The sequence below is a fragment of the Chryseobacterium sp. SN22 genome, assembly GCF_008329705.1.
Classification (GTDB): domain Bacteria; phylum Bacteroidota; class Bacteroidia; order Flavobacteriales; family Weeksellaceae; genus Chryseobacterium.
The window spans coordinates 34,992-47,725 of sequence record NZ_VTSX01000027.1 but is presented as its reverse complement, the minus strand read 5'-3'; the positions used below and the strand labels follow the sequence as shown (position 1 = coordinate 47,725).

Sequence of the window (12,734 nt, the reverse complement as noted above, 5' to 3'; positions counted from 1 at the left end):
AAAAAATTTTACTTTTACCTCCATGAAAATCAATACCGAAAAAAACAAAGAAACCCTTCAGGAACTCATTGATACAAAAGACTTTGTAGCACACGTCTCTGTAGACTGCACCATATTTGGTTTTCATAACAACATCCTCAAAGTCCTGCTGCTGAAGTACCACGACCTGGATCTTTGGTCTCTGCCCGGCGGTTTTGTTTTTAATGACGAAGATCTGCGGGAAGCTGCTGCCCGTGTTTTATACGAGCGCACGCATCTTAAAGATATTTTCTTAAAACAGTTCCATACTTTCGGAAGAATCGACCGGACAGAAAATAATGTGCACCAGATTCTTCTCAGAAACAAAGGCGTTGAAGTGCCGAAAGACCACTGGATCTTCCAGCGGTTCATTACCGTCGGCTACTGCAGCCTGATCGACTTTTCGATGGCCAATACCTTTCCGGATGCGTTTAATGAAAGCTGTGAATGGTTTGAGGTAGATAAGCTTCCGAAAATGGCCTTTGATCATGACCGGATTATCGAAACCGGCCTGGAATACCTGAGAATGAACATCAATACCGAAGTGGCCGCCAGTAATCTGCTTCCTGAGAAGTTTACCATGAAAGATCTTCAGCTGTTGTACGAAACCATATTAAATGAGGAATTCAGGAGAAATAATTTCCAGCGTAAAATATTGAGCCTGAATATCCTGGAAAGACTGGAAAAATTATATGACGGTTCTGCCAATAAAGCACCCTACCTGTATAAGTTTAAAAACAGAATTTACAATCCTACCAACCGCTACCCTATTTCCAACGGAGAGGAAGACTGATTTTTACGGCTTTCCGCTTCAATAGCCGGTTTAAAATATTAATAATCAACCGGTAAAAGACGTATAAAAAAAATTTTCCTGTAATAATGAAAAGTCTTATTTTTAGGAAAATTAAAATAGAATGTCATATTATTCCCTTACCAGCATTCCCGATTATTACGGGATCGATGCTTTACTCACCGAAGAACATAAGCTTATCCGGCAGTCCGTAAGAGACTGGGTGGAGGGTTTTGTGATGCCGCAGATTGATCAGGCTGCCCAAAACCATACCGACATTCCCAATCTAATGAAAGAGTTGGGGCAGATCGGGGCTTTAGGACCTTATATTCCCGTAGAATACGGAGGTTCCGGGCTTGACCAGATTTCTTACGGACTGATCATGCAGGAGTTGGAAAGAGGTGATTCTGCCGTACGTTCTGCTGCCTCTGTGCAGAGTTCGCTGGTGATGTTCCCAATTAATGAATTCGGTTCTGAAGAACAAAAGAAAAAATATTTACCCCAGCTGGCAGCCGGAGAAATGATCGGTTCCTTCGGGCTTACAGAACCAAACCACGGTTCCGACCCGAGCTCTATGGAAACCAATTTCAAAGACATGGGGGATCATTATCTTTTGAACGGTGCCAAAATGTGGATTACCAACTCTCCGCTTTGCCATATTGCCGTGGTATGGGCTAAAAATGAGGAAGGTAAAGTTCAGGGGCTGATCGTTGAAAGAGGAATGGAAGGATTTACAACTCCGGAAACCCACAATAAATGGAGCTTAAGGGCTTCCAAAACAGGAGAGTTGGTCTTTAATAACGTGAAAGTTCCCAAAGAGAATTTACTTCCCGGCGCCACGGGTTTAAAAGGGCCTCTGTCCTGTTTGAATTCTGCCCGATACGGAATTTCATGGGGCGTTATCGGAGCCGCTATCGACTGCTACTGCACCGCGGTTCAGTATTCCAAAGAAAGAAAGCAGTTCGGGAAACCGGTCGGTTCCTATCAGCTGCAACAGAAAAAGCTGGCTGAATTCTTAACGGAAATCACAAAGGCCCAATTGCTTTGCTTACAGTTAGGTAACCTTAAAAATGACCATAAGGCAACCCCGGCCCAAATTTCCATGGCCAAGAGAAACAATGTAAAAATGGCCATCGACATCGCGCGCGAGTCCCGCCAGATCTTAGGAGGAATGGGTATTATGGGAGAATTCCCGATGATGAGGCACGCCGCCAACCTGGAATCTGTAATTACCTACGAAGGGACCCACGATGTACATCTGCTGATTACCGGTCTGGATATTACGGGCATTAATGCTTTTTAAATCCAATTAAGTTCAAAGTACAAAAAGGAGTCTGAAAATCAGGCTCCTTTTTCTGTGTTTATCTTTGCTAAACAATAGCTGACAAAAAATATCATTTGGTTACTTAAACCTGCAGGTTGTGTTATGGATGGGAAAACCTTCCGGCATCCATCTTCCTTCTTCCAGACTTTTAAGCCGATTGTACCGCCAGGATCAACTACTGCTGTACGCTTTGATTTCCTCTACAAAACTAACATCCGGATTAAGGATTTCTTCGATCAGGCTTTTTACCGATTTCATCGCCTCATCAATATCTCCTTTTTCAAATTGCAGGGAAACGACGCCTTTTTTTGCTTCGGCGAAACTCCAGATTCCTGTTTCAATCGGCATTCCCCAGAATTCGGGAAGGTTCTGGACAACATACTGGTAAATGCAGAGCTGAAGGGCCTGTTTACGTTCGTTATTATGAAAGTATTCATCAACGTTGGTCTCATCGATTTTTACAATCAGGTTTTTGATTTTTGCAGTTTTATAATCAATAATCCTTAATGTACCGTTTAGCCGGTCGATCCGGTCGATGAATCCGAAAAAGGAAATTTTATTATTTTCACCAAGGTAGAAGTCGACTCCCTCAAAACGTTTTTCAATATCCAGAATTTCCAGGGTATTTCCGTCTCTTACAAGGTCAAGGTCATAAGTAAGGATATTTTCAATTACCTTTTTGGCTATTGCTTTATGGATGAAGTTCATTCCCTTTTCATAAAACTCAGGCTGGTGCTTCAGTTTTTCGATGGCAATTTCAATATACTGATCAATGGCTTTAACTGAGTCTTTTAGATCGTTTTCCTTTAATATTTTACCCTTTAACACTTCATATATTTCTTGAAGTGTATAGTGCACCAGGTTACCATAATTTTTTACGGAGAGTTCTTCTTCGATTTCATCGCTTTCCGAAGTATTCAGAATCTTGGAAAGGTAAAAATCAATCGGATTATACAGGTAGCTGGTAAGGTGTGAAGCGGAAACTTTTTCTTTCCATTTCTCAAGCCGCTGCATGACAATTTCCGTCTTTGAAATTTCGATCGGCTGGGTAACGATAGGTTCCGAAGAGTTCTCAATAATGACGTGCTCGATGGGATGGGAACTTTCCATCTCGATCTGAGTGATAAAGCGGCTTTTTTCGCCGGTATTTACTCCTGAGCTCAAAGCATTGAATAGCAAATGAACATTTTGGGCATCCTGGATCAAGCGGTAAAAATGATAGGCATAAATGCTGTCGTTTTCGAGGAATGTATGGAGATCGAAAACCCTCCTTATATCAAACGGAATATAGGTATTCTGTGAATTTCCGAGCGGAAGCTTCCCTTCGTTCACGGAAAGCAGGATTACATTTTCAAAATTCAGCAGACGGGTTTCCAGCAACCCCATAATCTGCAGTCCGCGCAGCGGCTCCCCCTGAAAGTCGATGCTTTCGGAATTGATATGCTGGTTAATCAGGATTTCCAGCGTTTCCATCCTGATTTCAAACCGGTAAGGCGCCAGCTGGTTCTTAATGATCCTGAAAGCATTCTCGAAATGCGATACGTTTTCGTACTGGATGTCGTCGATTTCCAGCCATTTGATCTGCCGGCAGAATTCAATAAGTGCATCCAGATAAATAGCAGCCGATGCTGCTTTGATCAGCAGATTAAAATAAGATAGTCCTCCAAGCAGTTCATGCAGCAGTTTTTTGGAGATGTAAACAATATTCCGTTCCTCTATTTTGGCTTTGAAATTGTTGATTACCAACTCATCCTCTGCGGATTTCGGCAGTTCCTCCAGAATCGGGAAAATATCGCGGTAATAATAGGAAGACCTGTTTTTCTCCAACTGTTTCTGCAGATAAAAAAGCTGCTTCACCGCGTTGGAAAAGGAAAGGTTTTTCAAAGGAAAACCCATTGTAATATTCAGATTCCGGACACCGTGCATCACATCGAGGCTTGCCGGAAGCAGGTTTTCATCCAGCAGCACAACAGCGGTATTGGAATACGTTTTGTCTTCAATACCTTCAAAAATCTCCGGTAAAATTTTGGTCTGGGTAATATTTCCGGAAACTTCGTAGACTTTTATATTTTTAGGTTGGTTAAAATCATCTTCGATCCACTGGAAAGAACGGTTATCGTCAAATTCTTTCCAGGTCTTATGACTCCTCAAAAACTTTCCGGCCTCCTGCCTTTCATCGTCGAAATAATACCGGTCTGCCATAAAAAAGCATTGTGCCTTATTCCATTGCAGAAGGTTTCTGACCAGTTTTTCCTCAGCGGGCGTAAAGGCATTGAAGCCACAGAAAATAAACTGCTGCTTTGTGTTTTTAGCGAAATCACTGATTTTTGCTTTTGCCGTTTCGTTGATCATCCCGGAAGTTGCCCATTCTTTCTCTTGCAGTTTTTCCTTTAAAACCGGAAGAAAAACATTCATGTTCTTCCAGAAATTCAGGAACTTCTTTCTGGGGGTCTCATCGTCTTCGCCTAAATCCTGTGCCCATTCTTTGATCCGCTCCTCATCAAACATATACTGCAGGACCGCCGTATCGCTGTCGGCAAATTTCAGCATATCGTCCCAGTCTTTCTGTAGGGTCGGAAACCATTTCAGGAATTCTGCAAAATCGTCATTCGGAATCAGATTCAGGCTTTTATACACATCAAAAGCAAAAAGCCAGAGTGCAATACCCTGGATTTCCTGCTGACCGGCAATTTTATCAATCAGTTCCTCAATGGTAAAAAAAGTCGGAAGAAAGCCTGAATAGTTGCGGTCTTCCAGGATCCGCCTAATAAAGACAATCGGACGTTTTCCGGGAAGCACGATATTAAACTCAGATAAATCGGCATTCTGCTCTAAGAGTTCATGGATGACTTTATTAAGGAATTTCAAGACGTTTTAAAGCTTTTATAGTTTTCTAATTCTTCAGCAATGATACGATTATATTCCGATTGTTTCTCTTCTACCATTCCGTTTTTTGTTTCACCGTCGTAGGCCCGCTGGAAATCCTGGTATTCTTTCAGGATCCTGCTGTAGATGGATTTGAAATATTTATCGAAATCCGCTCCCGTTTTTATTCTTTCCGAAACTTCTTTTCTAAGCTTTCGGGCAAAAACTTCGGCAACATCGAAATGCTTCTGTTCGTGAAGCAGCACATAATCGTTGATCCTTTTATCATCCTTCCAGGATTTATCTTCGTTAAAGATTGTTTCTATTTTTATTTTTACAGGCACTTTCGGATTGGAGGATTTTACATAGGAGTAAGACCAGCCGCAGTTGGTATAAGCCACTACATTGGTTCCTCTCTGGGTATTAATCCGGCTTTTAAAATTGCCCCAGTTCAGTTTTCTTCCTTCTTCCCAGTAAATCTTCTGGGCAAATATCACATTGGAAATCAGAAGGCAGGCTACAAAAATTCCTTTCATTTATTTACTCAACTACTATTGTTTTGGTGATCCAGCTGTTGCCGCCGTTCCAGAATTTAAAAGTATACATTCCTTTCTGCTGCGGACTGAAATTGATCTGGTTGGCAGCGGTGTATGTATCCTGTGTACAAGGCCCGTCGGTAATGTATTTATATGCGGTTACGTTTCTTGTCAGATTATTGCTGTAAACATAATCATAACCATAAAATCCTTCGCAGTGAGACGGAAAGGTAGAATAGGTTCTGATACTCTGCACCGTAAAGACATCCATCGTATCATTAATGATTTTTACACTGTCGATCTTAATCCGGTCTACGGATTCAATCGTATTATAATTGTCATCGTTATTACAGGAGGTCAGAAATAATCCTAAAAACATTGCCGAAAAACAAATATGGAAAGACTTTTTCATCGCTAAAATTTTGATTATTAAAAATTTAAACAAAAATTATTCCTCTGTGCCCGTGAGTAGAAACTTACTTCAGATTTTATTCCATTACTAAATCTTTTGTCCTTCTTTGATGAGTTTACCTGCTAGGAATTAAAATTTCCTTTAGAAAGATAAACCACTTTTTTAGTATCATAGAATTCTCCGTCGAAATAATTCTTAAGGCTGAAAATTTCGCATTTCAGTCCGGCCAGTTCTTCTGCCAGGTCTCCACCTTTCAGATACAGGATTCCGTTGTGCTTCTGGTTGAACTGCTCTTTTTCAAACTTCCCTTTCAGCCATCTGAGGAACTCCGGCATCTGGGTAACCGCACGGCTTACCACAAAATGGAATTTCTCCTTTAGTTTCTCCGCTCTTCCATGGATGGCCGTTACATTCTTCAAACCGACCCCTTCTGCAACGGCATTCACCACTGTGATCTTCTTTCCTATGGAATCGATCAGCGTAAATTCAGTTTCAGGAAACAGAATTGCCAGAGGAATCCCCGGAAATCCGCCGCCGGTGCCGATATCCAATACTTTTGTTCCGGGAGCAAAAGCCATAACCTTGGCAATTCCCAAAGAGTGTAAAATATGCTTTTCATAGAGCGACTCCATATCTTTTCTTGAAATCACATTGATTTTCTCGTTCCACTCATTATACAGATTTTCCAGGTTAGCGAACTGATCGATCTGTGTTTCTGTAAGATCCGGAAAGTATTTTAATAGTAACGTTGTAGACATCTGAAATATTATAAAAGGCAAAAATAAGTTTTTTTACCCGCTTTATTCAAAAAATAGACCTTTCAAAATATGAGATTTCACAAATAGATTGATATCAACTGCTGTCATTTGCTGAATGGAATGCCGTTAAGGCCGAAAAATCAGCGGCTGGAATGTCAACGATTCTCTGCATCAATAGGGCTAAAGTTAATTATAACCCTTAATTTTTTATAATTAAAAGTAGACTTCCGGCATCCAGCCCACCTTCCGGCTCTTTAGTGAAAACTACTTTCTTTCAATAGAATTGTCAGTTCTTTTCAGCCGCTTGGTTATCTCTTCATCGAGCTTCTGTACCTTTTTCATTTCATCCGCTCCGAACTTAGCAACATATCCGTCTTTCAGACGGATGGATATTCTACTGTCCTGTTTGCTGACATCCATCCCTTCGATATCTTCATTGGAGAACGAATAATCGGCCATGGCTTTTTTATATTCCGCAAGCGTAATCTGCTTCGGGGATTTCGGTAAAACCATGGGCAGGGCACCGATTTTTTTAACCTGAATTAAATTAAAAATATGGTCATCTTCAGCATCTTTAAGCCTGATAATCAATCCGGGAAGACCGCTGAATTTATAAGGCCCGTCATTTACAGGATAATCTTTGCTGAACCAGGCTTCCCAGGTTCTGCCTTTGTAGTCTGCCGTTGCCTTCTGGCAGTTCATCTCATTGATCTCTGCAAATTCTTTTTCGATGTTCCATTTCAGGTTTTCGTTTTCCGGGATAAGAATGTTGACGGTCTTGAAGTTATCGTAAAAACTGATTTTCTTCTCCGCGTAATCCTTTTCGATAACATAACTTAAGTTCTGATCATAAGATTTAGCCTGAAAAAGATCTTTAAAATCCCTGGTTACCGCGTAGGTTGAATCACGTTCGTACTTTACCGAATTATAGAAATAGGATTTCCTGCCATCCGTATCCAGGTTCATGTAATCGGTGATCACTGAATCTTTTTTAGCCGTGTCAGGCTTCATTTTATATTCGTAAACGAAACGATAGCTTTGTGCTGAAGCCATGGACATGATCAGCAGAAAAAGGATTTTATACATTTTATTATGATTTTTTATTAATAAGCCGGTCGAACAACTACAAATATAGTGATAAACTTTATGCAGGCCTTATCATTAAAGTCATTTTATTTTATTTTTCAAGAAATAGTTTTTATTATATATTTGTCACTCTAGAAATAAGTACATGGAGAAACTTTCAGAAAGAGTAAACAGACTCGGTTACTCGCAGACTTTCGTGATGTCCAATAAGGCCAGAGAAATGAAAGCCAACGGAATAGATGTGATCAGCCTCACCTTGGGCGAACCCGATTTTGATGTTCCGGACAATATTAAGCAGGCCGCTTTCGATGCCATCAACGAGAACTACAGCCACTACTCTCCTGTTCCGGGGTTCCTGGAACTCCGTCAGGCAATTGCCCATAAACTGAAAAGAGATAATCACTTGGAATACAAGCCGGCCCAGATCTGTGTTTCAAACGGGGCCAAACAGGCGATCATCAATGTCCTCGCAGCACTGCTGAACGACGGTGATGAAGTGATCCTGCCGAATCCGTATTGGGTAAGCTACGACGAGATGGTAAAAATGATGGGCGGCGTTTCCGTGATGCTTCCGACTTCTTACGTTACGGATTTTAAAATCACGGCTGAGCAGCTGGAAGAAGCCATTACCGACAAAACCAAAGCCGTACTCTTCAGTTCGCCATGTAATCCTTCCGGTGGGTATTATACATATGATGAGCTGAAATCTTTAGCCAGGGTAATTGCCAAGTACCCTCATGTGACCGTTATTTCAGATGAAATCTACGAATTCATCAATTATGAAACGAAGACGACTTCCATCGCCCGGTTTCCTGAAGTGTATGAGCAGACTGCGGTTATCAACGGAATGTCCAAAGCATTTGCAATGACCGGCTGGAGGATCGGATATTCTGCGTGTCCGGAATGGCTGGCCAAAGCCTGCGAAAAAATTCAGGGTCAGATGACCAGCGGGGCCAATACCGTAGCGCAGAGGGCTTCAATTACCGCTTTACAAGCCGATCCTTCGGAATACAGGTATATGATTGATGCCTTTAAGAAAAGAAGGGATCTGGTGTATGACCTGATGAAAGAAATTACGGGTTTTAAGGTGGTTTTGCCCAAAGCCGCTTTTTACTTCTTTCCGGATGTTTCCTATTACATCGGGAAGACGCTGAACGGTACGGAAATCAAGAATTCCGATGATTTTGCGATGTTTATCCTGGAAAATGCACATGTAGGATGTGTCGGCGGTGTTTCGTTCGGAAGCCCGGAGTGTATCCGTTTTTCTTATGCGGCTTCGGAAGATGATTTGCGGGAAGCAATGAGAAGAATCAAAACCCTTCTGGATCAGTTTAATTAAATTAAATAATTAAAAATCCCGTAAAATCTTGAATGTTTAAATTTTAACTCCATATCAGACAATGAACTTTTTAAAAAAACTAACTATTGCCACCAGCATTGCTGCCGCCAGCTACTGCGGCTATGCGTACGGGCAGGATTTCCAGTGGAAGGAAGCAAAGTCTAACGGCTATACGTATAAATATGTAACGAATGACCCAACTTCAGCAAGATACTATACCCTGAAAAACGGACTGACCGTTATTTTAAGCCCGACCAAAAAAGACCCGAGGATTCAGACGTATATCGCGACAAAAGCAGGAAGCAAAACCGATCCTTCAGACCATACCGGTCTTGCCCATTACCTGGAGCACATGCTTTTTAAAGGAACAGATTCTTTCGGTTCCAAAGATTGGGCAAAGGAGAAGCCTTTGCTGGATCAGATCGATGCCCTTTATGAAAAGTACAATTCGACGACGGACGAAGCCAAAAGAAAGGAGATTTATAAAGAGATCGATAAAGTTTCCGGAGAGGCGGCCAAGTATGCCATTGCCAACGAATACGACAAAATGATGTCGGGAATGGGGGCCGACGGAACCAATGCGTTTACGTCTTACGAACAGACCGTTTACACGGAAGACATCCCGGCCAATGTAACGGATAAGTTTCTTGCAGTTCAGGCCGAGCGTTTCAGACAGCCGATCCTAAGGCTTTTCCATACGGAACTGGAAGCCGTGTATGAAGAAAAGAACAGAGGACTGGACAATGACGGAAGAAAAGTCTATGAAGCGATGTTTGCGGCGATGTTCCCGAATAACAATTATGGAAAGCAGACTACCATCGGTACGATTGAGCACCTGAAGAATCCTTCACTGAAAGCGATCCGTGAATATTACAACAATTATTATGTTCCCAACAACATGGGGATCATTATGTCGGGAGATTTTAATCCTGATGAAATGATCGGCAAGATCGACCGGGCTTTTTCCTATATGAAAAACAAGCCGGTCCCGGTTTATAATCCAGGTCAGGAAAGCGCAATTACGGCGCCTGTTACCAAAGAAGTCTGGGGTCCGAATCCTGAAAACATCATGATCGGGTTCCGTTTTCCGGGAGCTACCACGAAAGATGCAAGGATGCTGAATTTTATCGGCAGCATGCTGACCAACGGACAGGCAGGGCTTATCGACCTTGACCTTGTGAAAAAACAGAAGCTGCTAAGTGCATACGCCTACCCTTACGTCCTGAAAGATTATTCCGCCCTTTTATTGCAGGGAAATCCTACGGAAGGGCAGTCTCTGGACGAAGTAAAAAACCTCCTGCTTCAGGAAATCGACAAGCTGAGAAAGGGTGAATTTTCCCAGGATCTGATGCAGTCTATCGTGAATAACGAGAAGAAAAACATGATCCAGAAGTACGAAAAATATACGTCGAGGGCAGAATCGCTGATGGACGAATTCACCTCGGAAGTAGATCACAAGACCCAGCTGGAATACATCGAGGAGATCTCCAGGCTGACGAAAAAAGATATTATGGATTTTGCGTCCAGGTATCTTAAAGACAACAATTACGTAGCGGTCTACAAAAGAAAAGGTGAAGATAAAAACATCGTAAAAGTAGACAAGCCGACCATTACACCGATTTCCGTGAACCGGGAAGACCAGTCCCCGTTCCTGAAAAAGATCGACGAAATGCCGGAATCCCCGATTGCTCCCGTATGGCTGAATTTCGATAAGGACATCGCAAAAAGCAAAGTAAAATCCGTAGACGTGCTTTCGGTAAAAAATACCGATAACGATCTGTTCAGGCTGTATTATTATTTCGATGCCGGCAAATGGAACAACAAAATCCTTCCGATCGCTGCAGAATACCTGCAATACCTGGGCACAAAAAACAAATCTTCGGAAGACATCAGCAAAGAGTTCTATAAGCTGGCTTCAAACTTCAATGTAAGTGCCGGAAACGAAGAAACCTACGTTACCGTAGAAGGTCTGAATGAAAATTTCGACAAAACCGCCGCTTTATTCGAAGACCTCATCAAAAACTGCGTGGCTGATCAGAAAGCGCTGGATGCTTATAAAGTGAGACTGAAAAAATCCAGAGCCAATGCCAAGCAGAATAAAGGTGCCATTATGAGCGGATTGAGAAGTTACGCCCAGTACGGTGCCCAAAACCCTTTCAACAATACTTTGAGTGATGCTGAACTGGATGCTTTGAAAGCCGAAGACCTGGTGAATATGCTGCACGATTTGTTTAATTTTAAACATAAGATCCTTCACTACGGACCGAAATCGGCTAATGAAATCGCGTCTTCCCTTACAAAGATCCACCAGGTACCGAATTCCCTGAAGGAAATGCCGAAGTCCAAAACGTTCACCCAGGTAGCTACCGATAAAAACAAGGTGCTGTTTGCCCATTACGATATGGTTCAGGCGGAAATTTTCTGGGTACGCAACAGCGATCCTTACAATGTGAGCATTACCCCAACTGTCAGCCTGTTCAACAACTATTTTGGGGGCGGAATGGGTTCCGTGGTCTTCCAGACCATCAGGGAATCGAAAGCGCTGGCTTATTCAACGTATTCTTATTTCTCTCTTCCGGGCAAGAAAGAGGACAAAGACATGATCACGGCATATGTCGGAACCCAGGCGGATAAGTTCAACGAATCCACTACGGCGATGAACGAACTGTTAACGACCCTTCCGAAGTCCGACCAGCTGTTTGAAACGGCGAAAGGCGGCCTGAAAAAGTCGATTGCGGCTGAAAGGATTACGCAGGACGGCATCATCTTTACCTACCTGAGAGCACAGAAGCTCGGAAACAATTCGGACATCCGTAAAAATGTGTACGAACAGGCTCCGAAACTGACGTTTGCCGACATCAGCAGTTTCCACGATAAGGAAATGAAAGATAAAAGCTACACCTACTGCCTGGTGGCATCGCAGGACAAAGTAAGCGAAGCCGATATGCAGAAACTCGGTGAAGTAAAAAAACTGACCCTGACTGAAATATTCGGTTATTAAATAAGAAAGAGGCTGTCCTGCGACAGCCTCTTTTAATTTGAAATCAATTATTCCATCAGGCAAAACAATTCTACCAACCTGTACTTTCCACAAATAAACTGCGCACCGAACTTCTTCCTTGCCCAGTCCCTCAATATTTTCTAAATTTACGCTTTACTAAAAATTAAAACACCGGTCATGGAACAAAAAGTACATCAGGGGCGCAATGTAAAAAGATTCAGGGAGATGCTTGGCATCAAGCAGGAAGCGTTGGCTTTCGACCTCGGCGAAGACTGGAACCAGAAAAAAGTATCGCTGCTGGAACAGAAGGATGTTGTGGAAGAAGCATTGCTGCAAAAGATATCCGAAATTATGAAAATACCCGTTGAGGCTTTCCAGAATTTTGATGAAGATCAGGCTATTAATGTTATTGCGAATACTTATTCTTTTCAAGATTTTAAAGATAATGCAGTTGCCTCCGGATTTAGTTACCAACCTTCTTTTAATCCAATAGATAAAATGGTTGAACTATATGAGAGAATGCTTCAACAGCAGAAAGAAACGATTGAGAAGCTTGAGAAAATGATACTCAATAAATAATTTAAACCTGCCTTAACAGCAGGTTT

10 protein-coding genes are annotated in these 12,734 nt (G+C 42.1%); 5 read left to right on the top strand and 5 right to left on the bottom strand.

Annotation, left to right across the window (positions count from 1 at the left end; translation table 11 throughout):
- The first annotated feature begins 22 nt into the window (after positions 1 to 22).
- Complete coding sequence (locus tag FY557_RS16945) at positions 23 to 811, top strand: NUDIX hydrolase (protein ID WP_149248424.1); 789 nt, start codon at positions 23 to 25, stop codon at positions 809 to 811.
- 121 nt (positions 812 to 932) lie between these two features.
- Entirely contained in the window at positions 933 to 2,111 is a 1,179-nt protein-coding gene (locus FY557_RS16940; protein WP_149248423.1) for an acyl-CoA dehydrogenase family protein, read from the top strand.
- 192 nt (positions 2,112 to 2,303) lie between these two features.
- On the opposite strand, the gene FY557_RS16935 is transcribed toward FY557_RS16940, so the two are convergent.
- From FY557_RS16935 to FY557_RS16915, 5 genes are all read right to left on the bottom strand, one after another.
- Positions 2,304 to 5,000 (bottom strand): PD-(D/E)XK nuclease family protein, encoded by a 2,697-nt coding sequence (locus tag FY557_RS16935; RefSeq protein ID WP_149248422.1) that lies wholly within the window; start codon positions 4,998 to 5,000, stop codon positions 2,304 to 2,306.
- On the bottom strand, positions 4,997 to 5,533 hold the full coding sequence (locus FY557_RS16930; protein WP_149248421.1) for a DUF922 domain-containing protein: 537 nt from the start codon (positions 5,531 to 5,533) through the stop codon (positions 4,997 to 4,999). The genes FY557_RS16935 and FY557_RS16930 overlap by 4 nt, the downstream gene beginning before the upstream one ends.
- Before the next feature lie 4 nt (positions 5,534 to 5,537).
- Complete coding sequence (locus FY557_RS16925) at positions 5,538 to 5,945, bottom strand: hypothetical protein (protein WP_149248420.1); 408 nt, start codon at positions 5,943 to 5,945, stop codon at positions 5,538 to 5,540.
- Positions 5,946 to 6,067: 122 nt separating this feature from the next.
- Positions 6,068 to 6,703 (bottom strand): 16S rRNA (guanine(527)-N(7))-methyltransferase RsmG, encoded by a 636-nt coding sequence (gene rsmG / locus FY557_RS16920; protein WP_149248419.1) that lies wholly within the window; start codon positions 6,701 to 6,703, stop codon positions 6,068 to 6,070.
- Positions 6,704 to 6,967: 264 nt separating this feature from the next.
- Positions 6,968 to 7,789: a GLPGLI family protein gene (locus FY557_RS16915; RefSeq protein WP_149248418.1), complete on the bottom strand. Its 822-nt coding sequence runs from the start codon at positions 7,787 to 7,789 to the stop codon at positions 6,968 to 6,970.
- A 145-nt stretch (positions 7,790 to 7,934) separates the two neighbouring features.
- Here FY557_RS16915 and FY557_RS16910 point away from each other — a divergent pair, with 145 nt between their 5' ends.
- From FY557_RS16910 to FY557_RS16900, 3 genes are all read left to right on the top strand, one after another.
- Positions 7,935 to 9,128 carry a pyridoxal phosphate-dependent aminotransferase gene (locus FY557_RS16910; protein ID WP_149248417.1) on the top strand — a complete coding sequence of 398 codons (1,194 nt, stop codon included), beginning with the start codon at positions 7,935 to 7,937 and terminating at the stop codon, positions 9,126 to 9,128.
- Between the two features lie 61 nt (positions 9,129 to 9,189).
- On the top strand, positions 9,190 to 12,129 hold the full coding sequence (locus tag FY557_RS16905; protein ID WP_149248416.1) for a M16 family metallopeptidase: 2,940 nt from the start codon (positions 9,190 to 9,192) through the stop codon (positions 12,127 to 12,129).
- A 177-nt stretch (positions 12,130 to 12,306) separates the two neighbouring features.
- Positions 12,307 to 12,708: a helix-turn-helix domain-containing protein gene (locus FY557_RS16900; protein WP_149248415.1), complete on the top strand. Its 402-nt coding sequence runs from the start codon at positions 12,307 to 12,309 to the stop codon at positions 12,706 to 12,708.
- The last annotated feature ends 26 nt before the right edge of the window (positions 12,709 to 12,734 follow it).

Bases quoted from the DNA above. Each gene is read 5' to 3' on its own strand.
- FY557_RS16945 (WP_149248424.1), top strand. From the start codon at position 23: ATGAAAATCAATACCGAAAAAAACAAAGAAACCCTTCAGGAACTCATT.
- FY557_RS16940 (WP_149248423.1), top strand. From the start codon at position 933: ATGTCATATTATTCCCTTACCAGCATTCCCGATTATTACGGGATCGAT.
- FY557_RS16930 (WP_149248421.1), bottom strand. From the start codon at position 5,533: ATGAAAGGAATTTTTGTAGCCTGCCTTCTGATTTCCAATGTGATATTT.
- FY557_RS16925 (WP_149248420.1), bottom strand. From the start codon at position 5,945: ATGAAAAAGTCTTTCCATATTTGTTTTTCGGCAATGTTTTTAGGATTA.
- rsmG (WP_149248419.1), bottom strand. From the start codon at position 6,703: ATGTCTACAACGTTACTATTAAAATACTTTCCGGATCTTACAGAAACA.
- FY557_RS16915 (WP_149248418.1), bottom strand. From the start codon at position 7,789: ATGTATAAAATCCTTTTTCTGCTGATCATGTCCATGGCTTCAGCACAA.
- FY557_RS16910 (WP_149248417.1), top strand. From the start codon at position 7,935: ATGGAGAAACTTTCAGAAAGAGTAAACAGACTCGGTTACTCGCAGACT.
- FY557_RS16905 (WP_149248416.1), top strand. From the start codon at position 9,190: ATGAACTTTTTAAAAAAACTAACTATTGCCACCAGCATTGCTGCCGCC.
- FY557_RS16900 (WP_149248415.1), top strand. From the start codon at position 12,307: ATGGAACAAAAAGTACATCAGGGGCGCAATGTAAAAAGATTCAGGGAG.